The sequence below is a fragment of the Thalassovita mediterranea genome (genome assembly GCF_001458435.1).
GTDB lineage: Bacteria > Pseudomonadota > Alphaproteobacteria > Rhodobacterales > Rhodobacteraceae > Thalassobius > Thalassobius mediterraneus.
Genome location: NZ_CYSF01000012.1, coordinates 324,608 through 348,168, shown reverse-complemented (window position 1 = coordinate 348,168; position 23,561 = coordinate 324,608). Strand labels below are relative to the sequence as shown.

The 23,561-nt window shown below is 58.1% G+C and carries 19 protein-coding genes; 7 read left to right on the top strand and 12 right to left on the bottom strand.

The window, feature by feature from the left end; all coding sequences use genetic code 11:
• Positions 1 to 52 precede the first annotated feature (52 nt).
• The 8 genes from TM5383_RS12835 to TM5383_RS12800 all read right to left on the bottom strand — a co-directional run bounded on the left by TM5383_RS12835 (position 53) and on the right by TM5383_RS12800 (position 8,786).
• On the bottom strand, positions 53 to 1,273 hold the full coding sequence (locus TM5383_RS12835; RefSeq protein ID WP_058319428.1) for a phenylacetate--CoA ligase family protein: 1,221 nt from the start codon (positions 1,271 to 1,273) through the stop codon (positions 53 to 55).
• A 100-nt stretch (positions 1,274 to 1,373) separates the two neighbouring features.
• Positions 1,374 to 2,198 (bottom strand): ABC transporter ATP-binding protein, encoded by an 825-nt coding sequence (locus tag TM5383_RS12830; RefSeq protein ID WP_058319427.1) that lies wholly within the window; start codon positions 2,196 to 2,198, stop codon positions 1,374 to 1,376.
• Between the two features lie 73 nt (positions 2,199 to 2,271).
• Complete coding sequence (locus TM5383_RS12825) at positions 2,272 to 3,555, bottom strand: ABC transporter substrate-binding protein (protein WP_058319426.1); 1,284 nt, start codon at positions 3,553 to 3,555, stop codon at positions 2,272 to 2,274.
• Positions 3,556 to 3,639: 84 nt separating this feature from the next.
• The gene (locus TM5383_RS12820) at positions 3,640 to 4,716 is read right to left on the bottom strand and encodes a branched-chain amino acid ABC transporter permease (RefSeq protein WP_058319425.1); all 1,077 of its coding nucleotides are present in this window, start codon (positions 4,714 to 4,716) and stop codon (positions 3,640 to 3,642) included.
• Between the two features lie 6 nt (positions 4,717 to 4,722).
• The gene (locus tag TM5383_RS12815) at positions 4,723 to 4,950 is read right to left on the bottom strand and encodes a hypothetical protein (RefSeq protein ID WP_058319424.1); all 228 of its coding nucleotides are present in this window, start codon (positions 4,948 to 4,950) and stop codon (positions 4,723 to 4,725) included.
• Complete coding sequence (locus tag TM5383_RS12810; protein WP_058319423.1) at positions 4,950 to 5,951, bottom strand: branched-chain amino acid ABC transporter permease; 1,002 nt, start codon at positions 5,949 to 5,951, stop codon at positions 4,950 to 4,952. Before TM5383_RS12810 ends, TM5383_RS12815 begins: the two co-directional genes overlap by 1 nt.
• 43 nt (positions 5,952 to 5,994) lie before the next feature.
• A complete protein-coding gene (locus tag TM5383_RS12805; RefSeq protein ID WP_058319422.1) occupies positions 5,995 to 6,816 on the bottom strand; it encodes an ABC transporter ATP-binding protein in 822 nt (273 codons plus the stop codon).
• The gene (locus tag TM5383_RS12800; protein WP_058319421.1) at positions 6,813 to 8,786 is read right to left on the bottom strand and encodes an AMP-binding protein; all 1,974 of its coding nucleotides are present in this window, start codon (positions 8,784 to 8,786) and stop codon (positions 6,813 to 6,815) included. The genes TM5383_RS12805 and TM5383_RS12800 overlap by 4 nt, the downstream gene beginning before the upstream one ends.
• 199 nt (positions 8,787 to 8,985) lie before the next feature.
• Here TM5383_RS12800 and TM5383_RS12795 point away from each other — a divergent pair, with 199 nt between their 5' ends.
• The 6 genes from TM5383_RS12795 to TM5383_RS12770 all read left to right on the top strand — a co-directional run bounded on the left by TM5383_RS12795 (position 8,986) and on the right by TM5383_RS12770 (position 14,993).
• Positions 8,986 to 10,938, top strand: a complete 1,953-nt coding sequence (locus TM5383_RS12795; RefSeq protein WP_058319420.1) for a PAS-domain containing protein — start codon at positions 8,986 to 8,988, stop codon at positions 10,936 to 10,938.
• Entirely contained in the window at positions 10,935 to 11,648 is a 714-nt protein-coding gene (locus tag TM5383_RS12790; protein ID WP_058319419.1) for a response regulator transcription factor, read from the top strand. Before TM5383_RS12795 ends, TM5383_RS12790 begins: the two co-directional genes overlap by 4 nt.
• Before the next feature lie 67 nt (positions 11,649 to 11,715).
• Positions 11,716 to 11,955, top strand: a complete 240-nt coding sequence (locus TM5383_RS12785; RefSeq protein ID WP_058319418.1) for a WGR domain-containing protein — start codon at positions 11,716 to 11,718, stop codon at positions 11,953 to 11,955.
• Between the two features lie 136 nt (positions 11,956 to 12,091).
• A complete protein-coding gene (locus TM5383_RS12780) occupies positions 12,092 to 12,751 on the top strand; it encodes a histidine phosphatase family protein (RefSeq protein ID WP_058319417.1) in 660 nt (219 codons plus the stop codon).
• A gap of 32 nt (positions 12,752 to 12,783) precedes the next feature.
• Complete coding sequence (locus tag TM5383_RS12775) at positions 12,784 to 13,839, top strand: saccharopine dehydrogenase (protein ID WP_058319416.1); 1,056 nt, start codon at positions 12,784 to 12,786, stop codon at positions 13,837 to 13,839.
• A gap of 17 nt (positions 13,840 to 13,856) precedes the next feature.
• Positions 13,857 to 14,993, top strand: a complete 1,137-nt coding sequence (locus TM5383_RS12770; protein ID WP_058319415.1) for a saccharopine dehydrogenase C-terminal domain-containing protein — start codon at positions 13,857 to 13,859, stop codon at positions 14,991 to 14,993.
• A gap of 82 nt (positions 14,994 to 15,075) precedes the next feature.
• Here TM5383_RS12770 and TM5383_RS12765 read toward each other — a convergent pair whose 3' ends face one another.
• The 4 genes from TM5383_RS12765 to TM5383_RS12750 all read right to left on the bottom strand — a co-directional run bounded on the left by TM5383_RS12765 (position 15,076) and on the right by TM5383_RS12750 (position 19,944).
• Entirely contained in the window at positions 15,076 to 15,402 is a 327-nt protein-coding gene (locus TM5383_RS12765) for a DUF3775 domain-containing protein (protein WP_058319414.1), read from the bottom strand.
• Between the two features lie 100 nt (positions 15,403 to 15,502).
• The gene (locus tag TM5383_RS12760; protein WP_058319413.1) at positions 15,503 to 16,828 is read right to left on the bottom strand and encodes a DNA recombination protein RmuC; all 1,326 of its coding nucleotides are present in this window, start codon (positions 16,826 to 16,828) and stop codon (positions 15,503 to 15,505) included.
• The gene (gene mutL / locus TM5383_RS12755) at positions 16,828 to 18,747 is read right to left on the bottom strand and encodes a DNA mismatch repair endonuclease MutL (RefSeq protein ID WP_058319412.1); all 1,920 of its coding nucleotides are present in this window, start codon (positions 18,745 to 18,747) and stop codon (positions 16,828 to 16,830) included. Before mutL ends, TM5383_RS12760 begins: the two co-directional genes overlap by 1 nt.
• A 78-nt stretch (positions 18,748 to 18,825) precedes the next feature.
• Positions 18,826 to 19,944, bottom strand: coding sequence for a THUMP domain-containing class I SAM-dependent RNA methyltransferase (locus TM5383_RS12750; RefSeq protein ID WP_058319411.1), 1,119 nt, complete (start codon positions 19,942 to 19,944; stop codon positions 18,826 to 18,828).
• 675 nt (positions 19,945 to 20,619) lie between these two features.
• Here TM5383_RS12750 and TM5383_RS12745 point away from each other — a divergent pair.
• The gene (locus TM5383_RS12745) at positions 20,620 to 23,487 is read left to right on the top strand and encodes an ATP-binding protein (protein ID WP_058319410.1); all 2,868 of its coding nucleotides are present in this window, start codon (positions 20,620 to 20,622) and stop codon (positions 23,485 to 23,487) included.
• Positions 23,488 to 23,561: the final 74 nt, after the last annotated feature.

Genomic DNA, 23,561 nt, shown 5'->3' with positions numbered 1-23,561 from the left:
GCCAAAAGTTCTCAGACCTCACACAAGGTTCTGACAGGGGGGGTAAACACGATCACTCGTATACACGTTGATCATCAATGACCTTGCCATCATTGGGCAGGCTGCCCTTGGCGACGATTTCAATCCGGCCTTTCAGTTTCAGCGTATCAATCACCGACTGCATGTAGTGATCTGGACTGGTTTCATCGGCCTCAATCTGGACGGTCATCACGTCCATTTCGCCATCACGGCCTGCAATCACGCGGGCCTTGGCAATTTCATCATGTTTGGCAACCAGTGCCGCGACCTGTTCGGGGCGCACGAACATGCCCTTGATCTTGGTTGTCTGGTCAGCACGCCCCATCCAACCCTTGATGCGCATGTTCGTGCGGCCACAGGGGCTTTCACCGGGTAGGACAGCCGACAAATCGCCGGTTGCGAAACGGATCAGCGGATAATCGGGGTTCAGCGTGGTTACAACAACCTCGCCCACTTCGCCCGGGGCAACGGGGATGCCGGTGCCGGGGCGAACGATTTCAACGATGACGTTTTCATCGACGATCATGCCTTCCATCGCATCGGATTCGTAGGCGATGTTGCCCAGATCGGCCGTGGCGTAGCATTGCAGGCAGTTGATCCCGCGATCTGCGTATTCCTGCCGCAGAGACGGGAACAATGCGCCACCGCCGACAGCCGCTTTGGTGATTTTCAACGACAAGCCCATCGCCTCAGCCTTGTCGAGGATGATTTTCAGATAATCGGGCGTGCCCGCATAGGCTGTCACCCCCACATCATGCGCTGCGCGCGCCTGCAGTTCGGTTTGGCCAGTGCCCGCAGGCAAAACCGCAGCGCCAACAGCGCGGGCGCCACTTTCAAAGATCATGCCCGCAGGTGTCAGGTGATAGCCAAAGCAGTTCTGCACAATATCGCCCTGCCCGATGCCGCAGGCGTTCAGGAAACGGCCCATGCGCCACCAGTCATGCGATGTGTCACCCGGTTCATAGATCGGGCCCGGAGATTGGAAGATGTGTGCAAACCCGCTGGCAGGCCGCGTGGTCAAACCGCCAAAGGGGTAGGCAGCGCCCTGTGCTTCCACCAAGGCGGATTTACGCAGAACCGGCAGCGCAGCCAGATCTTCAACACTCGAAATCGCTGCAACGTCGACACCCGACAAGGACCCGCCATAACCCGGCAAAGCCTGCGCGCGTGCCACTTGGGCAGACAGGGCCGAAGCCTGTGAGGCTGCGCGCTCATCAGCGCTGCGGGTTTCAAGATCGTCAAAGAAACGGCTCATATCTGGGTACTCCGGGGTGGGTGCAGCGCACCCTGAGTTGGCATCACACGGGTCTGTTTTCCGTGCCGGGCAATCCCCTGCCCGGCACAATAGGTTTGGCTTAGCTCAGCCAACGCTTACGGCGGCGATAGGACCGCACATCACGGAAGCTTTTGCGACCTTCATCGGACATGCCCAGATAGAATTCCTTCACGTCGGGGTTTTCGCGCAGATCGGCGGCGGGGCCATCCATCACAACGCGGCCCGATTCCAGAATGTAGCCGTAATGCGCAAAACGCAGCGCGACGTTGGTGTTCTGTTCGGCCAGAAGGAAGGTGGTGCCTTCGTTTTCGTTAAGGTTCTTCACAATGTTGAAGATCTCTTCCACCAGCTGCGGTGCCAGACCCATCGACGGCTCATCGAGCAGGATGGTTTCCGGGCGGCTCATGATCGCACGACCAATGGCAACCATCTGCTGTTCACCACCCGAGGTGTAGCCAGCCTGGCTCTTGCGGCGTGTCTTCAGGCGGGGGAAGTAGTTATAGACCATTTCCAGATCCGCATCGACGGCCCCTTTGCCATCGGTGCGCGTGTAGGCGCCGGTCATCAGGTTTTCTTCGACGGTGAGGTGCTCAAAACAATGACGCCCTTCCATCACCTGAATAACGCCCTTTTCCACCAGCGCGGCAGGGCTCAGATCCGCGATCCCATCTCCACGGTAGGTGATATTGCCTTTGGTCACTTCGCCGCGTTCAGAATGCAGCAGGTTGGAAATCGCTTTAAGCGTGGTGGTCTTACCGGCCCCGTTGCCGCCCAGAAGCGCGGTGATACCGCCCTTGGGCACCTTCAGGGACACGCCCTTCAGCACCAGGATCACGTGGTTATAGATCACCTCGATGTTGTTGACCTCCAGCAAGGTCTCTTGGCTGCGTCCTGCGTCCAGCATCTTGTGTCTACTTTCCGATTAACTCTGTTAGGGGTCCGGCCGCACCCGCAGATGCAGCCGGACGGAGGAGTGCTTAGTTACAACGCGGAGTGATGTTGTTTTCAGCAGCGTAGGCTTCGGAGTCTTCTTTGATCAGCGCGCCGATCAGTTCACCGTCCGAAGGTTCAAAGCCAGAGATCAGGCTCCACTCACCAGCATTGGCATCCCACTGCTGAACAGCACCCAGACCGGGGCCACCGTGGTTTTCACAGGACACAGCAAAGTCAGGACCGAAGCCCGCCAGACCGTGTTTGTCCATCAGTGCCTGAGTGATTTCCAGCGCTTCCATGCCTTTGATCATGTCTGCCTGCGAAATGTCGGACTTGCCGGCGATTTCCTGCGATTTTTCGGCAGCCATGTGGGCCAGATAGGCAGCGTAGAGGCCACGGTTGTACAGAACGGTACCGATCTGGTCGCCTGCGCCGGCGGCTTTGCCGGTATCAACAACGTGCTTCTGGATGTCGTCAAAGATCGGGAAGTCCGAACCAACGTTGTGGAAGGTAACCGACTTGTAGCCGTCCGCTTTGGGGCCAGCAGGTTTCACGTCGTTTTCCGAACCGGACCACCAAACACCGATGAAGTTTTCCATCGGGAAGCGGATGTTCACAGCTTCCTGAATGGCCACCTGGTTCATTACGCCCCAGCCCCACATGATCACGTAATCAGGACGTTCACGGCGGATTTGCAGCCACTGCGATTTCTGTTCCTGACCGGGGTGGTCAACAGCCAGCAGGCTCAGGTCATAACCGTGCTTCTTGGACAGCTCTTCCAGGGTACGGATCGGTTCCTTACCGTAGGCGGAGTTGTGGTAAACCAGCGCAACTTTCTTGCCCTTCAGGTCACCGCCGTTGATGTCCAGCAGGTGGTTGATCGCAACCGAAGCACCATCCCAATAGTTGGCGGGGTAGTTGAACACGTTCGAGAATACCGAACCGTTCTTGGCCGAGGTACGACCATAGCCCATGGTGTGCATCGCAATGCCGTCAGCAGTCACTTTGGGGATCAGCTGGTAGGTGATGCCGGTCGACAGCGGCTGATACACCAGTGTGCCTTCGCCTTTGGTGGATTCGTAGCACTCAACGCCTTTTTCAGTGTTGTAGCCGGTTTCACATTCCAGCAGGCGCACGGTTTCACCGCCGATACCGCCATCGCGTTCATTCAGCAGGGTGAAATAATCAGCGTAGCCATCTGCAAACGGGATGCCGTTTGCGGCGTAGGGGCCAGTCCGGTAGCTGAGCGAGGTAAAGGTCAGTTCCGCCACAGCGGGGCTTGCCGCCACCATTGCAGCCACGGCTGCGGTGATCAATTTGGTCTTCATCGGTAACACTCCTCCCTTGGTTTAGTCCGATGTTCGTTATGTGCCGGACACTCCTCTTATCCGGCAGTGGATGTGGCCCCGCGCTTAGTGCGGGAAGGGCCACAGCCGTAGTTTTTCTTTGGCGACGCGCCACAGCTGCGCCAGCCCATGCGGTTCCGCGATCAAGAAGATGATGATCAACGCGCCCACAATCATGAACTCCAGATGTGCCGCCAGATCGGTCGGCCAGCCCAGCATGCCCACCAGCACGTTCTTCAGCAGAACCGGCAGCAGCACCAGGAAGGCTGCGCCCGCGAAGGAGCCGAAGATAGAGCCAAGGCCGCCAATGATGATCATGAACAGAACCAGGAACGATTTGTTGATGCCGAACACTTCGCCCACCTCAACCGCGCCGAGGTAAACAGAGAAGAACAGCGCGCCCGACACACCGATAAAGAAAGAGCTGACCGCAAAGGCCGACAGTTTCGATTTCAGCGGGTCCACACCGATGATCTCAGCAGCGATGTCCATGTCACGGATCGCCATCCACTTACGGCCCGTAGTGCCGCGTGTCAGGTTCCGGGCGAGGATCGCGCAGATGGTCACAAAGACGAGGCAGAACATATAAGTTGCCCATGCGCTGGTGTTGGGGCCGGTCACGGCGATGCCGAACACAGTGCGTTCCGGTGCGGAGATCTGGCCGGAGGCCGAGTAGTTGTAGAACCACGGCACCTTGTTGAACAGCCACACCAGGAAGAACTGAGCCGCCAGCGTCGCCACCGCAAGGTAGAAGCCTTTGATGCGCAGGGACGGCAAGCCGAAGGCCACGCCAACCATGGCCGTCACCCCACCTGCCAGCAGGATATGGATAAAGATGCTCACCTCTGGGAAGGCAGTCATCAGCTTGTAGACCGCATAAGCGCCCACCGCCATGAAACCGCCGGTGCCCAGCGACACCTGACCGCAGTAGCCCACCAGAATGTTCAGACCGATTGCCGCGATCGCGTAGATCAGGAATGGCATGAAAACTGCGTTTACCCAGTAGTCATTGATGACAAAGGGAACGATCAGGAAAGCAAAGAACAGGACAGCGTAGTACCGGTACCGATCAAACTTGATCGGGAAGGTCTGGTTGTCATCGACATAGGTGGTCTTAAAGTCACCCGCTTCACGATAAAACATGGTTCCTTACCCTTCCAGTTGCGCATGCTGGAAACGCAGCGCGGTGTTATTGATGGTTTGTCCTTTGGCGAGGGCCAGATAGGCCCCAACCCCGGTCAAGAAGCCCAGTCCAGCCAGGCAGGTGGCGGTGAGGATCTGCTGATCGGTCAGGTTGGTCGCCGTCAGGGCGATGTAACCGAAGGACCAGAACCCCGACCAAGACACCACAGTGAGTATCGCGATAAGTTTCTGCATCAGACCCTCTCGATGATCTTTTCGCCGAACAGACCCTGCGGGCGGAACACCAGGAAGACCAGCGCCAGAACATAGGCGAACCAGTTTTCGGTCGCGCCACCAACCAGCGGGCCGATGATGAATTCAAACATCTTTTCACCCACACCGATGATCAGGCCGCCCACAATGGCGCCGGGGATCGAGGTGAAGCCGCCCAGCATCAGAACCGGCAGTGCCTTGAGCGCGATCAGCGACAGCGAGAACTGCACGCCCGATTTGGCGCCCCACATGATGCCTGCAACCAGCGCCACGAAACCTGCAACCGACCACACCATCACCCAGATGAAGTTCAGCGAGATACCAACCGACAGTGCGGCCTGGTGATCGTCCGCCACAGCGCGCATCGCGCGGCCCTGTTTGGTGTACTGGCTGAACAGCACCAGCGCGGCCACCAGAACAATCGCAATACCCGTTGCCACGATGTCCAGCTGATCAAGGAAGAAGCCATAGAAACGGTCGTTGCCGAAGCCCAGCCATTGCGTGTTTTCTTCGATCCAGAAGCTACCACCCTGCGGTAGGCCAACATCCAGTTTCTTGATGTCGCTGCCCCACATGATGTCGCCCAGACCTTCCATGAAGTAGGCCAGACCAATGGTCGCCATGAACAGGATGATCGGTTCTTGGCCCACCAGATGGCGGAACACGAAACGCTGCACACACCAGGCCAGGCCAACCATCACAATCATCGTCAAAATGATCGCGAAGAAGGAGTTCACATGGAAGCCAAAGTGGTGAATTTCAGTGCCCAAAATCGCGTTGATCAGGTGCGCAAACGGAATTTGCCCGTCCATGATCCCCACCAGCGTCAACGCCGCAAACAGCGCCATCACACCTTGGGCGTAGTTAAAGATACCGGAGGCCTTGTAGATCAAGACAAACCCCAGCGCGACGAGGGCATAAAGAACGCCTGCCATCAGGCCGTTCAGGAATACCTCTGCCCCAAAGAGAAGCTGTTCAGGCATCAGTTACGCCCCCTTAACCAGATTAGTTTCACGTGCGATCAGATCAGTCATGGCTCACCCCCAGATAGGCGTCGATCACGTCCTGATTGTTGCGCACTTCGTCCGGGGTGCCATCCCCGATCTTTTTGCCATAATCCATCACAACCACGCGGTCGCTCAGGTCCATCACAACGCCCATGTCGTGTTCGATCAGGGCGATGGTGGTGCCAAATTCGTCATTCACATCGAGGATGAAGCGGCTCATGTCCTCTTTCTCTTCGACGTTCATGCCGGCCATTGGTTCATCCAACAGCAGCAGATGCGGTGCCGCAGCCAAGGCGCGGGCCAGCTCCACTCGTTTCTTCAGACCATAGGGCAGACGGGCCACAGGCGTTTTACGGATCGACTGAATTTCGAGGAAGTCGATAACTTTTTCCACAAACTCGCGGTTTTCGACCTCTTCCTTTTCGGCCTTACCTTTCCAGATCGCCTGCTGGAACATGTTTGTTTTCATGTAGTTGAGGCGACCGGTCATCACGTTGTCTAGCACAGACATGCCTTCGAACAGCGCAATGTTCTGGAAGGTCCGCGCGATGCCCTGTTGGGCCACCTGATAAGGTTTCATCGGCGGGCGCTTGGCACCTTTGTACCAAACTTCACCTTCCTGTGGGACATAGAACCCCGAGATCACGTTCAACATCGAGGATTTACCAGCGCCGTTCGGGCCGATGATGGCGCGAATTTCGCCTTCCTTGATGTCAAAGCTGATGTCGGTGATTGCCTTCACACCGCCAAAACGCAGCGTGATGTTTTTCATCTCCATCAAGGTGCCGCCGATTTTGCGGCCATCCTCGGTGATGTAGCCTTCTTCCATCGTATCGCTCATTCTGCTGCCACCTTTGCACTGCTCACGGGAACAACTGCGGCATCCATCAGCGTCAGATGCGCACTGATCGACCCTTTGCGGCCATCCTCGTAGGTCACTTCGGTGGTGGTGTGGATGTCACTCTTGCCGTCATAGAGACCGGCAATCAGATCATCGAACTTCTCTTCAACGATGCGGCGGCGCACCTTACGGGTGCGGGTCATTTCGCCGTCATCCGCATCCAGTTCCTTGTGCAGAACAAGGAAACGGTGGATCTGACAGCCCGACAGCATCTCATCCTCTGCGACCGAACGGTTCACCTCTTCGACGTGCTCTTTGATGGTTTCCAGCACCTTCGGGTGACCCGCCAGTTCCTGATAGGACGAATAAGCGATGTTGTTGCGTTCAGCCCAGTTGCCAACCGCGGTCAGGTCAATGTTGATGAACGCCATGCAGCGATCACGGCCATTGCCGAACAGCACGGCCTCCAGCACGTTGGGAAAGAACTTCAGTTTGTTCTCAACGAACTTCGGCGCGAACATGCTGCCATCAGCCATTTTGCCAACGTCTTTGGCGCGGTCGATGATGCGCAGGTGGCCGCTGTCCTTTTCAAGGAAGCCAGCGTCGCCAGTGGCAACCCAACCATCGTCGGTTTTGGTGCCCTTGGTGCTTTCTTCGTTCTTGTAATAATACTCGAACACACCGGGGCTGCGGTAATGCACTTCACCGTTGTCGTCGATTTTCAACTCAACACCGGGCGAAGGCACACCAACAGTGTCTGCACGCACCTGGCCATCAGGCTGGGCAGTGATGAACACGGTGGCCTCTGTCTGACCGTAAAGCTGTTTCAGGTTGATCCCCAGCGAACGATAGAACGAGAAAATCTCAGGGCCAATCGCTTCACCTGCGGTGTAGCCAACGCGCACGCGGCTAAAGCCAAGGGTGTTTTTCAGCGGGCCGTAAATCAGCAGATCGCCCAGTGCGTATTTCAGACGATCCCCAAGGCCGACCTTGTTGCCGTCCAGAATATCACCGCCAACCTTTTTCGCATGATCCATAAAGTGGTGGAACATCTTGCGCTTCAACGGGCCGGCGTCCTCCATACGGATCATCACGTTGGTCAGCTGGGTTTCAAACACGCGCGGCGGGGCGAAGTAATAGGTCGGGCCAATTTCGCGCAGATCTGCCGTCAGTGTTTCCGCACTTTCGGGGCAGTTCACGCAGAACCCACACCAGTACGCCTGACCGACCGAGAAGATGAAATCACCCACCCATGCCATCGGCAGGTAGGCCAGGATCTCTTCATTCGCGCGCAACTTATCAAACTCGGACGAGTTCTTTGCCGTCTCAATCACGTTGCGGTTCGACAGAACCACACCCTTGGGTTTGCCAGTGGTGCCCGACGTGTAGAGCATCACGCAGGTCGAATCGTAGGTCAGCTTCGACCGACGGCGTTCCAGTTCAGGGGTCAACTCATCACGCGCTGCATGGCCCTGTTCCTGAATGTGGCTGAATTCATGCAGCTGAGTATGATCGTATTTCCGCATACCGCGCGGATCGAGGTAGATCATGTGTTCGAACTGATGCAGATCATCCTGAATCTCGATGACCTTATCAACCTGCTCCTGATCTTCGGCGATCACGAAACGGGCGCCGCAGTGATCCAGCACATAGGCCATCTCTTCGGCGGCGGCGTCCTGATACAGCGGCACCGGAATGGCGCCGACGGATTGGGCCGCGACCATCGACCAGTACATGTAAGGGCGGTTGCGCCCGATGATGGCGATGAAATCGCCCTCATTTACGCCAATGTTCAAAAGACCCCGTGCGAGATTGTTAATCTCGCGCTGCGATTGCCGCCAGGTCCAGCTTTGCCAGATCCCGAACTGTTTTTCGCGATACGCGGGGCTATCCGCCATCTCGGTGGCGTTGCGATGCAACAGCGCCGGAATGGACTGCAGTCCATCCGTCGCCTGTGACGACTGTGCCAATTCTGTTCCTCCCAAATGCCCGTTTTCGTCGAGCGCGCGGCGTCCTCCCACCGCGAAATCCCTCAACCGAGGGTGCGCTATCAAGTTAGGCCAGCAACTTTTTCCTGATCATTTCCCAATCCTAACAAATTGTAACAAGCGACAAGCAGGTGCTTTCCCCAAGCTCGCCAGAATGCTAGCCAGTACGCAGGAGGGCCGCATGGCTTTGGGGAAAAATGAAACAGCATCAATGACTAACGCCGGGCTGAACCTGATTCAGCAGGGGCTATCGATCTTTGATGATCAGTTGAAAATGGTGCTGTGCAATCAGCGTTTCCGCGAAATGTTCGACATACCGGAAACCTACAGCAGTCCTGGTGTCCACTTTGAGGATACGATTCGATTTCTTGTCGAACGCGGTGAATATGGCGAAGTGGACGACATCGAAGAGGCGGTGAAGTTCCGCGTCGATCAGGCCCGCGCTTTCACCCCACACTATGTGGAACGGGAACGCTCAAACGGGCGTTGGATTGCTGTTGAGGGGTCGCCGCTGCCGCAGGGCGGCTGGGTCGCGGTTTACACCGACATCACCCGCACCAAACGACAAGAGGCGCTGCTGCGCACACGGTCCGAAGCATTGTCAGATCGGGTACTCGGCTACGCCGAAGAGCTGGCCGCCACCAACCGCGAGCTGGAGGCGACAGTCACCGCCCTAGAAGAGGCCAAGCGTCAACTGGCCGAGACCGAGGCCCGCACCCGCCAGACCACCGAAATGATCCCCGCCCATATCGCCCATGTGGACCGTGACCGGCGCTATACGTTTTCCAACCGCAAACTGTCCAACGTGATGCCGGGGCGGCCGTCGGAAATCACCGGTCTGGATATCGAAGAGGCGCTAGGGGAAGAGATCTACAGCGAAATTGCCCCACATCTGGACAAGGCTTTCGCTGGCGAAGCTTCGGTCTTTGAGTTCTTTATCGAAAGCAGTTCACGACGTATTCGCGCGTCTTTTACCCCAGCACAGGATCTGGTGCGGGGCACCGACGGCATCCATACGTCAGCGGATCAAAACGGTGGCGTCTACATTCTGTCGATGGACATTACCCGAGAATCGCAGGCACGCACGGCCCTACAGCAGACCAGACGCCGCGAATTGGCCGCGCAATTGGCCAGCGGTATGGCTCATGACTTTTCGAACCTTTTGACGATCATCCTTGGCAGTCAATCCAGACTGCAGCGTATGGACCTACCTGAACAGGCCCAGAAACAGGTGACCGCAACCCTGTCCGCCGCACACCGCGGTGGTTCATTGTTGAACCGTATCGCCGACATCACTGGCGCCCGTGAATGGCATCCGGTCCCTGCGGACGTCGCCCTGTTGCTGGATGATATGAAGATCCTCGCAACCCCTGCCCTGCCACCAGGTTTCACGTTGCATATATCGAACCTGCTGCATGAAAAAATGCTGATGCTGGACACTGGCATGTTGCAGGATTCGCTGCTGAACCTGATCCTGAACGCACGCGATGCCTGTGGAACATCGGGGGAAATTTCCCTGACCGTCGCGCCGGTACAGCACCTCTGGGCTGAGTTTATCGTCGAAGACACTGGCCCTGGGTTCTCCGAAACCGCGCTGGAACGTGCGATGGAGCCTTTCTACACCACCAAGGGCGGCGAGGGATCGGGCCTCGGCCTGTCCATGGTCTATGACACCGCAAAACTGGCGGGCGGGCGACTGCGGATTGCCAATGGCGAAAAAGGCGCACGCATCACCCTGCGCCTGCCGATGCGTGCCGCACGCGCTGCACCAAAACCCGGGCTGGTTCTGCTGGTTGAAGATAGCAGTGACATCCGCGAAGTCCTGCGCCCCATGCTTACCGATATGGGCAACACAGTGATCGAAGCCGCCTCTTATGACGAGGCGCGCGCGCTGATTGACGGGGTGCCAGGCATTGCGCGTATCCTGTCTGACATCTCGCTGGTCGGGGAAAAGACCGGGCTTGACCTACGCGACAGTCTGGGGCCCGATGCGCCGCCGATGCACATGATGACATCGCGTCCGCCGACTGATCCCCTGCACCAAGCCGCTGCGCGTGGCGGCCCCGTTCTGCGCAAACCTTTCACACAGTCCCAGCTGACCTCATTCCTGCAACAGGACCCGAATATCCGATGACCGCCGACCCATCTGCACCGCTTGTCACTATTCTGGATGACGAACCTGCCATCCGCGCAATGCTGTCCGACGCCCTCGAGGAAGCAGGATTTCGCACCATGTCCTTTGGGCGCGCAACCGAGTTCGAGGCCGCGCTACAATCTGCGACGCCTGATGTCTGTCTGGTGGACCTGTCACTGCCGGACAAAGACGGGCTAACGCTGGTACACCGGCTTGCGCTGGAACAGGGCGCGACAGTGATCATCATTTCAGGCCGCGCGCAGGTGCAGGATCGGATCACCGGATTGGAACTGGGGGCTGATGACTACATCATCAAACCTTTCGACCCGACAGAGGTGGTGGCGCGTGTGCGTGCCCGCCTACGTCGGGGGCAACCCCAGCAACAGTCTGGAAACACTGCCAGTTTCAGCGGTTGGACCGCTCATTTTGACAGTTACCTGCTGGAAGATGAAACCGGAGACAAAACCCCAATGTCGCATGCCGAAGGTCAGGTTCTGCGGCTATTTCTGGAACGCCCAAAACGTCTGATTTCACGCGCGGTCATGCAGGAAATTCTGGGGGGTGCCGCAGGCGAAAGTTTCGACCGCGCGATGGATGTACGCATTTCGCGCCTGCGTACCAAGCTGAAGGAAGACCCGAAAAACCCCCGCCTGATCAAAACCATATATGGTGCAGGTTACATCTTTCTGGGCGACGTCAGCTGGCGTTAAGGGCGCCTGATCGACACCCGAATCAGAAACACTTGCGCGCGGCGAATCGCCTGCCTAGAATCAGAGCATGACCAGCTGCCTGCTCTATCGTCCGTCTGATCGAAACTTCCGCCCGCGGTTTTACCGGGTAGAAATTGCGATGAACCTCTTTGAAGAGGTTTCCGTCCTGCGTGAATGGGGCGTTTCCGGCAGCAAAGGCACGTCCAAGATCGACATCTTCGGCAACCTGCGCCACGCCTCGGAGGCGGCGGACAAAGCCCGTCGTGCCGCCATCCGGCGCGGCTATCTGCGCACCGATGCGGCCTAACCCGCCGTAGTTTCCACAAACAGGCGCGTGACCTCACGCTTTTTGCGCGAAACGGCGCCAAATTTCATTGCACAGCCAAGGCGCATTGCCTACCCACAACCCTGCTGATGGAACATCACCCGCAGGGAGGGTCCCCATGTCCTACATCACTCTTGTGCGCCACGGTCAGGCAAACACCAACGCCCGTGACGAAGTGAGCTATGACGCGCTCAGCGCACTTGGGCAGCAACAAGCAAGCTGGCTTGGGGATCACCTGCGGCAAAACGGGACGCACTATGAACGCGTCTATTGCGGAACTTTGACCCGCCACCGGCAAACAGCGGCAGGTATTGCCCTGAAAGATCAGGCTGAAATCATCGAAGATGATCGCCTAAACGAGATGGAATTTTTCACCCTCGCCAATCTGCTGAACACCCAACAAGACGTGGCGATTCCGCAAGAACGCGAAGAGTTCGTAACCTATCTGCCCATGCTCATGCAGAAATGGCGCGCAGGCGAAATTGACACCCCCCCGGAGACCTATCAGGACTTTGAGGCGCGCACCGCTTCGATCATCGCAGAAATCGGGCAAGGGCGCGGATCTGCACTGGTGGTGACGTCCGGCGGCTTCATTGCGATGGCGCTGCGCGGTGTACTTGGCTTGGAAACCGAAGGGTTCTCACGCCTGGCGCTGGCCATCATGAATTCATCCATGCACCAACTGCATCACGTTGGCGGCAGCCTGATGATGACACAATTCAACGCCGTGCCGCATCTGGAACATCCAGATCGCCAACACGCACAAACACATCTGTAAGGCGCATCCGCGTCAAAGAGAGGCACACAGACATGACACATCTCTGGGTCCGCGCTGAACAGCGCCTGAACGAAGACCGCGTTGGCCTGACGCCCGAAGGCGTCAAAGCGCTGATCGCAGCCGGCATCCGCGTCACGGTCGAAGAAAGCAAAACCCGCGCTCTGCCGATTGACGGCTACATCGCCGCAGGTGCAGAAATCGCGCTGGAAAACAGCTGGCCACAGGCACCACTAGACGCGATCATCTTCGGCCTCAAGGAACTGCCCGAAGATGGCACGCCGCTGCCGCACAAACACATCATGTTTGGCCACGCCTACAAGGGTCAGCATTCCGGCAAGGCACTGCTGGAACGGTTCAAGGCGGGCGGTGGCACGCTCTATGATCTGGAATATCTGGTCGACGAAACCGGCCGCCGTGTTGCTGCCTTCGGCTACTGGGCTGGCTACGCTGGCGCGGCTGTGACCCTGAAAACATGGGCCGCACAGCAGCGCGGCGAAGTCTGCCCAGAGGTTGGCGTTTACAAGGACAAAGACGCCCTGAATGCCGAACTGTTGGCCGAGGTCGAGGCGACGGGCAAACCCCGCCCCACCGCCATCGTGATCGGCGCACTGGGTCGCGTCGGCACCGGTGCAGCGGACCTGTGCGAGGCGATGAGCATTGCCGTGACCAAATGGGACATGGCCGAAACCGCCAGCGGCGGCCCCTTCCCTGAAATTCTGGATCACGACCTATTCCTGAACTGCATCTTTGCCCGCCCCGGCACGCCGGTCTTTGTCCCCGCAGAGGCGCTGAATGCAGATCGCAAGCTGACCGCGATTGGCGATGTCGCCTGTGACCCTGACAGCGATTACAACCCGATCCCCGTCTATGACCGCGCCACCACCTGGGCTGAACCTGCCCTGCGCGTGGCCAACGATCCGGTCATGGATGTGATGGCGATTGATAACCTGCCCTCTATGCTGCCCGCAGAAAGTTCCGAGGATTACGCCGCACAGCTGCTGCCGTCGCTGCTGACCCTTGGCGATCTGGACGCCGGCGTATGGGGCCGTGCCGAAGCGACGTTCCGCGAACACGTCGCTAAGGTCTGAAATTTAGGAGGAAGAACATGACTATTCACTGGTGTGGCACCGGCCTGTCGGCCATCCCCGGCCTGCGCCGCCTGATGGAAGCAGGACATGACGTCACCGTATGGAACCGAACCGTCGCCAAAGCCGAAGAGGCCGTTGGCGATCTGGCCAAGGACATCCGCCCCTTTTCGATGGAGGCTGTGGCCGAGGCCATGCAGGCAGGCGACGTTGTCGTCTCTATGCTGCCTGCCGATCAGCACGTCCCGTTGGCTGAACTGTGCCTGAGCAAGGACGCGCATTTTGTCTCCTCCTCCTACATCGCGCCGGAAATGCGGGCGCTGGATGCAGCAGCGAAAGACAAAGGCCTGTGCTTCGTCAATGAGGTGGGTCTGGACCCGGGTATCGACCACCTGATGGCCCACGCGCTGATGGCAGACTACAAAGCTTCGGACGCGTTTGATGCGGGCAATGAGCTGTCCTTTATCTCTTACTGTGGCGGCGTGCCGAAACACGAAAACCCCTTCCGCTACAAATTCAGCTGGTCGCCTGTAGGTGTTCTGAAAGCGCTGCGTTCGCCATCGAAATCCATTCTGGATGGCAAAGAATTTGTCGCCCAGCGTCCTTGGGACGCACTGTCCAGCTACACCGCCCCCCTGCCCACGGCCGAGGCGTTTGAGGTCTACCCGAACCGCGACTCGCTGCCCTTCATGGAAGAGTACGGGTTTGAGGCCGACTGGAACGTCAAACAGTTCGTGCGCGGCACCCTGCGTCTGAACGGCTGGGCCGAAGCATGGGCTGATGTGTTCAAAGAAATCGAAACGCTGGAAGGCCCCGAAGGCGATGCGCGCCTGAAGGAAATGTCTGATCAGTTCTGGGCCGACAACGCCTATGATGAGGGTGAGCCGGACCGCGTGATCATGTGCGTCGCACTGAAGGCAGAGCGGGACGGCGAAACCGTCTGGCACAAAACCTACGCGATGGACGCATGGGGCGACGAACGTGGATCGGCCATGGCGCGTCTGGTCTCCAGCCCCGTAGCAATGGCCGTTGAGGCGGTGCTGGACGAACGCATTGCCACCGGTGTGTCCGCAGCGCCTGCGCAGGCGGATCTGGTCAGTGATTGGCTGGACACCGTTGGCGAACTGGCACAGCACATTGAGGTTGTGACCCACTAAAGGTCAACCATACGCACCCGTATATAAAACGCCCCGCTGAGTGATCAGCGGGGCGTTTTTGTTTGAGTAGCTCGGATGTGGCTTAGCCACCGCGGATCAGTTCATCCTCTTCATCCGTGGCGGACAGGCCCAGTGCCTCCAACCCGCTTTCCAGATGGTCCGACAGGTGCGGCGTGCCGATCAGGTAATCAGCGGTTGGCGTCGTGGCCTCCGCCACAGCGGTATCGCGGGCCTCATCCCATTCTTCGGGTTCAAAGCTTCCGCGCCCGATCCACATCAGCGCGACCATATCGGCCTGCTCTTCTTCGGTCATACGATCGATAAAGGCGCGCAGCTCACCCTCAGCACGCCCCAATTCACGGGCCATCAGGATGATATTGGCAACCTTTTGAACAGAGGTGGTCAGCATGGTTTCGATTCCTTTCGCGCTATATCTGCCCCTACCCTGCCCCTGCGTCCGCGCGCGGGCTTTGATCTGGGGCAAATCGTGAAAGGTGCCGATGTTTGCCTTAGGACTTGTCCGCCTCCAGCAGATCGCGCTGCACCTCCGGCTCCGGTTCAGGCGCCAGTTCTTCGAAATCGAAATTATCCAGCTTGTGCGCACGTTTATTGGCACGGGTGGCTGCGGTCAGAATGCCAGCCACATCATCGCCAGCTTGTCGCAGATGGGTTTCCAGCTTGCCCGCACGTTCGCCAACAATTTCCACATCACGGTGCAGATTGCGCAGTGCTTTGCGAATTTCGCCCGCCTGTTCGCGCATCCGCGCGTCCTTCAGAATCGCCCGCATGGTGTTCAGCGTCGCCATGCAGGTGGTGGGCGAAACGATCCAGACACGACGCTCAAATCCCTCGCGCACAAGGTCCGAGAATTTGGAGTGCAGCTCGGCATAAATCGCCTCTGACGGCAGGAACATCAGCGCGCCATCGGCTGTTTCGCCTTCGATAATGTAACGGTCCGAGATATCCTTGATATGCTTGCGGACAGAGGTTTTGAACTGCTGGATACCTGCCTTCAGCTCTGCCTCGGTCTGCGAAGACAGCATCGCCTCATAAGCCTCTAGCGGGAATTTACTGTCGATGACGATGGGGCCGGGCGGGTTTGGCAGATGGATCAGACAGTCGGCGCGTTTGCCGTTCGTCAGCGTATGTTGCAGCGTGTAGCTGTCACGCGGCAGCGCCTTGCCGACGATATCGTTCAGCTGGATTTCTCCAAACGCCCCGCGCGTCTGTTTGTTCGATAGGATGTCCTGCAGCGACAGTACATCGCCAGACAGTTTGGTGATGTTTTCCTGCGCTTTGTCGATGGTCGCCAGCCGTTCCTGCAACTGCGTCAGCGATGTCGCTGTCTGTTTCGCGTTACCCGCAAGTGAGGTGTTCAACTTCTCATGCAAATCGGTCAGCGAACGGTTGGTCCGCATCTGCATGTTGGCGAGGTTTTCCTGCATCTGCAGCTGTTGCGCCGCCAGCGTATCCGCCATTTTCTGCTGCATCGCGGCCAGGTTTTCACCCGTCCCGCGCTGCACTTTGGACAGGTTTTCATGCAGTTTCACCTGCACCTCACCCAGACGCTGTTCCATCAGCGTGGCGATCTGACCCTGCGATTGTGCACTGGCCTGCGCCTGTGCCCGTAGGCCACCATCCAACTGTGCCTGACCTGCCGCCAGTTGATCGACCCGCTGCGCCATCTGGCCCATATATTGCGCGATCATCGCTTCGGTCCGTTCGGCCCGTTTCTGCGCCCCACCGCGCAGGATCAGCGCCACAATCACGGCCAGCACCGCCGCCGCAGCGATCAATGCAGCGGGGTTTTGCAAAAGGGTGTTCAAATCCATCATCAGGTCCGTCCAAACAGGCGTTCAATATCGCTGAGTTTCAATTCCACATAGGTGGGTCGACCATGGTTGCACTGACCGGAATGCGGCGTTGCCTCCATCTCGCGCAGGAGCGCGTTCATCTCTTCGGCGCGCATCCGGCGGCCAGATCGGATAGAACCATGGCAGGCCACGCGGCTCAGGATCGCCTCAATCCGCGCCTGTAGCGTCTGGCTGTCGCCCATATCCGCCAGTTCATCCAGGATGTCGAGGACCAGTTGCCGCGCGTTGACCTCACCCAGAATGGCGGGGGTTTCGCGCACCGCAATCGCACCACCACCAAAGGGTTCCAGGCCAAGGCCGAGGCGTTCCAGATCCTCCGCCACCTCTAGGATGCGGGCGCAGTCCCCTTCGGACAGTTCGACAATTTCGGGGATCAACAGCGCCTGTGCGGCGACACCGTTTTCAGCCATCTGATGTTTCAGTTTTTCATAGACCAGCCGTTCATGCGCGGCGTGTTGATCGACGATCACCATGCCGGTTTCAGTCTGGGCGACGATGTAGTTTTCATGCACCTGCGCCCGTGCGGCGCCGAGCGGCAGCGCCTCTAACGGGGGGGCGTCTGGGGTTGCCGTAGGTTCAACCACCTCCTCCACCCGTGCGGAATAGCTGCCAGCCAGATCGGCAAACCCGCTGGGGGGCGTAGCATACGGTTGCGTATGGTTAAACGCCTCAGGCGCTTGCCCCTGATAGCTGGTCCTGAGGGCCGAGGGCGACGGGCGGTCCATTTGGTAGACACGCGGGCCCGTCGGCGCGGCGCCCATCCCTTCGGGCCGCAGCGCATTCAATGTCGCATCCGCCACAGTGGTTGAGGCACGATGCCCCGCCCCCGACAGCGCATTGCGCAGGGCAGACACAATCAAGCCACGTACCAAACCGGGATCGCGAAAGCGGACCTCGGACTTGGCCGGATGCACGTTCACATCGACCAGATGCGGATCGCATTCGATAAACAACGCCGCCGCCGGATGACGGTCACGGCTGAGGAAGTCAAAATACGCCCCGCGCAGGGCACCGACCAGCAGCTTATCCTTCACCGGACGGCCATTGACGAACAAGAACTGCGCCACCGCAGAGCCGCGCGAGTAGGTCGGCAAGGCGGCATAGCCGGTCAACATGAAACCGTCGCGTTCAGCGTCAATCTTCAGTGCGTTATCAGCAAACTCTGCCCCCAGAATACGGGCAAGGCGACCATGCAGCGCGTCAAACAGATCGCCGCTTTCAGGATCGGCGCGGAAGGTGACGCGTCCCTCACCGCCACCGGACACGTCGCGCAGGGTGAAGCCGATAAACGGCTCGGCCATCGCCAGACGTTTGACCACATCATTGATCGCCTGTGTTTCCGCGCGATCCGTGCGCATGAATTTCAACCGCGCAGGCGTGGCAAAGAACAGATCGCGCAACTCGACAATCGTGCCGCGGTTGAGGGCCGCTGGCTTCACCGCCTCCATCGCGCCACCTGCAACGGCGATCTGCGCTGCCTCTGCCCCAGCCGCGCGGCTGGTGATGGTCAGACGTCCCACCGCGCCCAGTGACGGCAGTGCCTCACCGCGAAAGCCGAAACTGTGGATGTTGAGGAGGTCAGAGCCGTCGATCTTGGACGTCGCGTGGCGCGACAGGGCCAGTGGCAGCTGATCGGGCGTGATACCGCAGCCATCATCAGTGACACGGATCAGGGTTTTACCCCCATCAGCAATCGCAATCTCAATCCGTCGCGCACCGGCGTCGATGGCGTTTTCAACCAGTTCCTTCACCGCTGAGGCGGGACGTTCCACCACCTCACCCGCTGCGATACGGTTGATCGCTGCGTCATCCAGTTGGCGGATCACCGGCTGGGCGTTTTCAACCTGCGCGGCGCTTATGTTGGGGGCGGTATCGGACATATCACAAAACCTAGCATGATCCGGCGCGATTCGCCCAATGGCGAATGCGGGCCACAGCGCCGCAAATCAGGAAAGAAATCAGGGCAGCGGCGCGGTTTGGTAGAGCTTTACCTTCAGCCCGCCATGCGGCACCGGCGGCCCCGGTTGCAGGAACGGCAGGCCAGTTGCGCGCACCAATGCAGCATCAGAGGTGACAATGCCCACACGCCAACCGCTAAAGCGTTCTTTCAACACCTCACCAAGGGCGCCGTGCAGGGCAAAAAGCAGCTTCTTGTTGCCGATCCGCGTGCCATAGGGCGGGTTCACGATGACCAGACCGGGCGGGCCATCGGGGCGTTGTAGATCGCTGACCGCCGCGTGGGTAAATTCCGTCAGCATCGCCACACCGGCGCGATCGGCGTTGGCGGTTGAATTGGCAATCGCCCCCTCGTTCCGATCAGACCCACGGAAGGTCAGATCAGACAGGTTATCGACCGGCGCCAGCACCTCTGCCTTGGCCCGCGACCATTGGTTTTCGTCAAAGGTCACCAGATCCTGAAAGGAAAAGCGGCGCGCGCGGCCCGCTGACAGGCCCAACGCCTGTTCCGCCGCCTCGATCACAAAGGTGCCCGAGCCGCACATCGGGTCCAGAACCGGTTCGCGCCCATCAAATCCAGCCGCGCGTAGGAACAGCGCTGCCAGTGTTTCGCGCATCGGCGCCTTGCCCACCGCAGCCTTGTGCCCACGTTTGTGCAGCGACTCGCCCGAGGTATCGACGCTAAAGGTGACCAGATTGTCGTCAATCCGTGCCTTGATCTGCACCTGCCCTTTATCAGAAACCTCTGCGCCCAAGGTTTCGGCAATCGCTTTTTCAATCCGCTGTTTAGCAGCGCCCGCGTGGTAGATCTTGGACTTCTTACAGGTCACCTCCACACGAATGGACACATCTGGGCGCAGCACCTCGGCCCATGGGAATTTACGCGACCGTTTGTCCAGCTGGGCCAGATGGAATGCGCGGAATTCACCGATCCGCGCCAGCACACGGGTTGCGCCACGGCACAAAAGGTTCAACCGCCACACATCAGGCCAGCCGCCCTCGACCGTGACGCCACCGGGCACCTGCTTGGCAGCTTTATAGCCCAGACCCTGCACCTCTTGGCGCAACTGGGGTTCCAGCCCCGGCGGGGCGACCATGAAAATTTCAAACGATGTATCCATGCCCGCTGCTTACCCTGAAAGCCGCAGTCGCGCGACCCGAAAGTCCACAACAAGAACGCCTGAGATGCCCCCAACCACACCCGCTGCGCCGACTCAGTTGACTAAAACATAGGCATTACATGTGGCTAAACAGCATTTAGATCATACTTATAAGGATAAACACCACCTTGATGCACACGTCGAAATTGTTTTCATGTTAACTATCTCAGCAAAATACATCCGAAAGTATAATATTAAAGCCGCCAACGCCTCTCTTTCGTATGTAAGGCGTAGCGAAATCCATAAATTCGCGCCATGATCTGGCAAAAATTTCGAGCTTTTAGATAGTTTAAGCCGCGAGCGACACAACTTGGCGCTGCGGCTAAAACACGTGATCGTAAACCTGAATTAGGACAAGCGAAGCAGCATGCTGACAGGATTGTTAATGCAGGCGTCAAGCGCCTTACCTCGCGGCTATGCTTCAGTTTTGTCGGATCGCTCCTTGCAGCGGACACTTAAGCAATGGAGCGCCAAATGATCACGCGCAGGCGTCTTAATTCCATTGCAGTTCTTGCCCTGGCGATACTGGTTCTATTCGTGGGCTATCTCGCTGTTTCAGAGAGAGTATTGCGCAATTTCGAAGATGGATTGCGGCAAGATCTGGAAGAGACACTTGCAAACAATCGCAGGGTAGTCATGCACTGGGTAGACACCCGCAAGAGCGAAGCAACCGCCCACGCCCAAGACCCGGTATTGCGCCGCGCCGCCAATGAACTCTTGGCGATCAAAGATGACCGTCAGGCTTTGATCAACGCCCAGGCACAGGATCGCCTGCGCACCTTTTTCGCTTCTTTCCTGTATCAGGAACACGTGAATGGATATTTCCTGATCGCCCCTGACGGCACCAGCCTCGCTTCGTCGCGCGATTCCAACATCGGCACACCCAATCTACTGCTGGCGCAGCCTCTGATGTTTGCGCGCCTGCTAAACGGTGAGCCCCTTTTGACCAGTCTGGTGCGCTCCGATGTTTCGTTGGTCGATAGCAATGATATCCGTGAAAACGTCACCAACTTTGCTGCTGCCCCTCTACGTGATGACTCGGGTCAGGTGATCGCCATTTTGGCCCTGCGTTTGTTCCCGGAAAGGGAACTGTTCCGCCTAATGGGGTTTGTCGAAGCCCCTGACAGCGCGGCGATTTACGCCTTCAATCGCCGTGGTGCCCTGCTGACGCGGGTGTCAGATCTGGATTTGATGCGCCGACGCGGGATCTGGCGCCAGGGGCAGGACCATCTTCTGCTACAACCGGAAAACAACGACCGCTATCCGCCCCATCTTGGGCGGCTGGTCTTGCCAGTGCGGCAGGCATTGCGCGGCTACAACGCCAGCGATATCGCAGGTTACCATAACTACGCTGGCGACAAGGTTGTCGGTGCCTGGCACTATTTCGACGATCTGAATTTCGGCGTAATCACCGAACAGCCCTATGATGAGGCTTTCGCACCCGCGGCCTTTCTACATCAGGTCACACTGGCGGCATTTGCCATTTGTTCAACAGTTGTGGTGCTGATCTTTTGGTGGATGATGATGCTGGGCCGCCGTATGGAGGCCAACCGCCGCCGTTTGGCTGCGACATTGAACGCCAGCCAAGACGTGAATTTCCTGATTGATACCGAAGGCCGGATTCAACTGGCCAACGCCGCGCTGAAAAGTCTGTTCGGCGTCGCACCAGAATTAGGCATTGGACAATCGATCACCCGATTTGTGGATCTGGGGAACCGCCGCGAAGCGAGTCTGCGGCGCGGTGCGCTGCGTGCCCTCGCCCGAGAGACACAACAAAATGGACTACTGCGTTGCGAAGGTATTTGTGACAACGGCAGCCGCAAACCCATCGCTATTCAGGTTGAGCCGCTGTCGAACGACCAAACCAGCGCGCTGGAATATCTTGTCGTGGTGCATGACTACAGCGCAGTAGAACGTCGCGAGAAAGAGCTGCAAGATGCGCTGCGTCGTGCAGAATCTGGCAGTCGAACCAAATCCTCGTTCCTGTCGACCATCAGCCATGAACTGCGCTCGCCTTTGTTGTCGGTGATTGCGGCGTTGGAATTGCTGGCCGAACGCGCCAAGGACGATGATGACCGGTCCCTTCTGGTATCCTCGCAGCGGTCGGGGCAGCTGCTGTTGGGATTGATTGACGACATTCTGGATTATTCGCGGATGGAGGCTGATAATCTGGAACTGACGCAACAGGACGTCAATCTGGAACGCATTCTGTCAGATGTCATTGCAATGCTGAAATGGCAGGCCCATGCGAACGACGTTGCCCTTGTCCCGTTTTGCGATCCTTATATGCCGATCTTTGTCGGTGATGGTTTGCGACTGCGCCAGATCATCCTGAATTTGATGTCAAACGCCATCAAATTCAGTGCAAATATGCGCCAACCGGGCCGTGTTGAGGTATCCCTGCGCAGCCAACCCGCAGGGGATGGGCAAATGTATGTGATCCTGACCGTTCGCGACAACGGTATCGGCATGACACAGGATACCATGCAGCAGATTTTCCAGCCCTTCACCCAAGCGGACGGCACGATCCGCCGCAAATTTGGCGGCACGGGTCTGGGTCTTACCATTTCAGATCGGCTGATCAAAATGATGGGCGGCCATATTTCAGTGATGAGCGATCCCGGCAGCGGGACCGAGTTTGAGGTGAAACTGCCCCTTGATGTCAGCAAAACCGTTCTACCCCGCGCAAAACCATTGGATCAGAAACAGATCCTGATCAACGCCCGCAATAGTGATATCGCCGATAGCCTAACCCGTTACGTGCATTCTGCAGGCGGGCGGTCGCAGACAGTGAAACCTGCCGCATTAGATGCGGCCGGTATTGCCAAGCTGCCCCGCCCTGATCTGATCGTGCTGGAAGGCAATTCACAGGCCCCTAAACCAGACGACGCGTTGCTTTCGGCATTCAGTGAAGTTCCGGTTCTGGCAATTGCCCCACCGGGCAACCGCCGTCCTGACCTGATAGAAGCAAGCGAAACGCGCGGCATTCCAATGGCTGGCCTACCAACCAGCGCAGTCCTACCCAGTGAAATCATCGCCAATATCGTCGACCTGCTCGGTGATGCCGCTGAGGGTCAAGATCAGATCAAAGATACGGAACAGGACCGCCGCCTTCTGTTGGTCGAAGACGACGATATGACCCGCGAAATCACGCTGCGGATGCTGAACCAACTGGGCATTCCTGCCGATGCGGTCATCAACGGCGAAGAGGGGCTGAACCAGTGGCGCTCCGGACGCTACAGTATGCTCTTGTCGGACTGTCATATGCCGATCATGGATGGGTTTCAGATGGCATCGGAAATCCGTGCCGAAGAGGGACGGCGCGCATTGCCTAAAACACCCATCATCGCTGTATCTGCAGACATGACGATGGAAATCGAACGTCTTTGTCAGGATAGCCAGATCGACGAATACGTTCCAAAACCGCTGACCCCTGGAAAATTACGCACTCTATTGCAGGTCCACATGCCCGGATCGTTGGATGGAACGCCTCTCACCAGCTGAGATCAGGGATGCGGCAGAAGGCAGGCAGCCAATCCCAACATACAAAATGCAAAAGGCCGGGAAGTTTTCCCAGC

What these genes read in the sequence shown, in the direction of transcription:
- TM5383_RS12820 (WP_058319425.1), bottom strand. Translation starts at nt 4,716, where the DNA reads ATGTTTTATCGTGAAGCGGGTGACTTTAAGACCACCTATGTCGATGAC.
- TM5383_RS12830 (WP_058319427.1), bottom strand. Translation starts at nt 2,198, where the DNA reads ATGCTGGACGCAGGACGCAGCCAAGAGACCTTGCTGGAGGTCAACAAC.
- TM5383_RS12765 (WP_058319414.1), bottom strand. Translation starts at nt 15,402, where the DNA reads ATGCTGACCACCTCTGTTCAAAAGGTTGCCAATATCATCCTGATGGCC.
- mutL (WP_058319412.1), bottom strand. Translation starts at nt 18,747, where the DNA reads ATGTCCGATACCGCCCCCAACATAAGCGCCGCGCAGGTTGAAAACGCC.
- TM5383_RS12805 (WP_058319422.1), bottom strand. Translation starts at nt 6,816, where the DNA reads ATGAGCGATACGATGGAAGAAGGCTACATCACCGAGGATGGCCGCAAA.
- TM5383_RS12780 (WP_058319417.1), top strand. Translation starts at nt 12,092, where the DNA reads ATGTCCTACATCACTCTTGTGCGCCACGGTCAGGCAAACACCAACGCC.
- TM5383_RS12770 (WP_058319415.1), top strand. Translation starts at nt 13,857, where the DNA reads ATGACTATTCACTGGTGTGGCACCGGCCTGTCGGCCATCCCCGGCCTG.
- TM5383_RS12835 (WP_058319428.1), bottom strand. Translation starts at nt 1,273, where the DNA reads ATGAGCCGTTTCTTTGACGATCTTGAAACCCGCAGCGCTGATGAGCGC.
- TM5383_RS12750 (WP_058319411.1), bottom strand. Translation starts at nt 19,944, where the DNA reads ATGGATACATCGTTTGAAATTTTCATGGTCGCCCCGCCGGGGCTGGAA.
- TM5383_RS12760 (WP_058319413.1), bottom strand. Translation starts at nt 16,828, where the DNA reads ATGATGGATTTGAACACCCTTTTGCAAAACCCCGCTGCATTGATCGCT.
- TM5383_RS12790 (WP_058319419.1), top strand. Translation starts at nt 10,935, where the DNA reads ATGACCGCCGACCCATCTGCACCGCTTGTCACTATTCTGGATGACGAA.
- TM5383_RS12745 (WP_058319410.1), top strand. Translation starts at nt 20,620, where the DNA reads ATGCACTGGGTAGACACCCGCAAGAGCGAAGCAACCGCCCACGCCCAA.
- TM5383_RS12775 (WP_058319416.1), top strand. Translation starts at nt 12,784, where the DNA reads ATGACACATCTCTGGGTCCGCGCTGAACAGCGCCTGAACGAAGACCGC.
- TM5383_RS12795 (WP_058319420.1), top strand. Translation starts at nt 8,986, where the DNA reads ATGGCTTTGGGGAAAAATGAAACAGCATCAATGACTAACGCCGGGCTG.
- TM5383_RS12815 (WP_058319424.1), bottom strand. Translation starts at nt 4,950, where the DNA reads ATGCAGAAACTTATCGCGATACTCACTGTGGTGTCTTGGTCGGGGTTC.
- TM5383_RS12785 (WP_058319418.1), top strand. Translation starts at nt 11,716, where the DNA reads ATGACCAGCTGCCTGCTCTATCGTCCGTCTGATCGAAACTTCCGCCCG.
- TM5383_RS12810 (WP_058319423.1), bottom strand. Translation starts at nt 5,951, where the DNA reads ATGCCTGAACAGCTTCTCTTTGGGGCAGAGGTATTCCTGAACGGCCTG.
- TM5383_RS12825 (WP_058319426.1), bottom strand. Translation starts at nt 3,555, where the DNA reads ATGAAGACCAAATTGATCACCGCAGCCGTGGCTGCAATGGTGGCGGCA.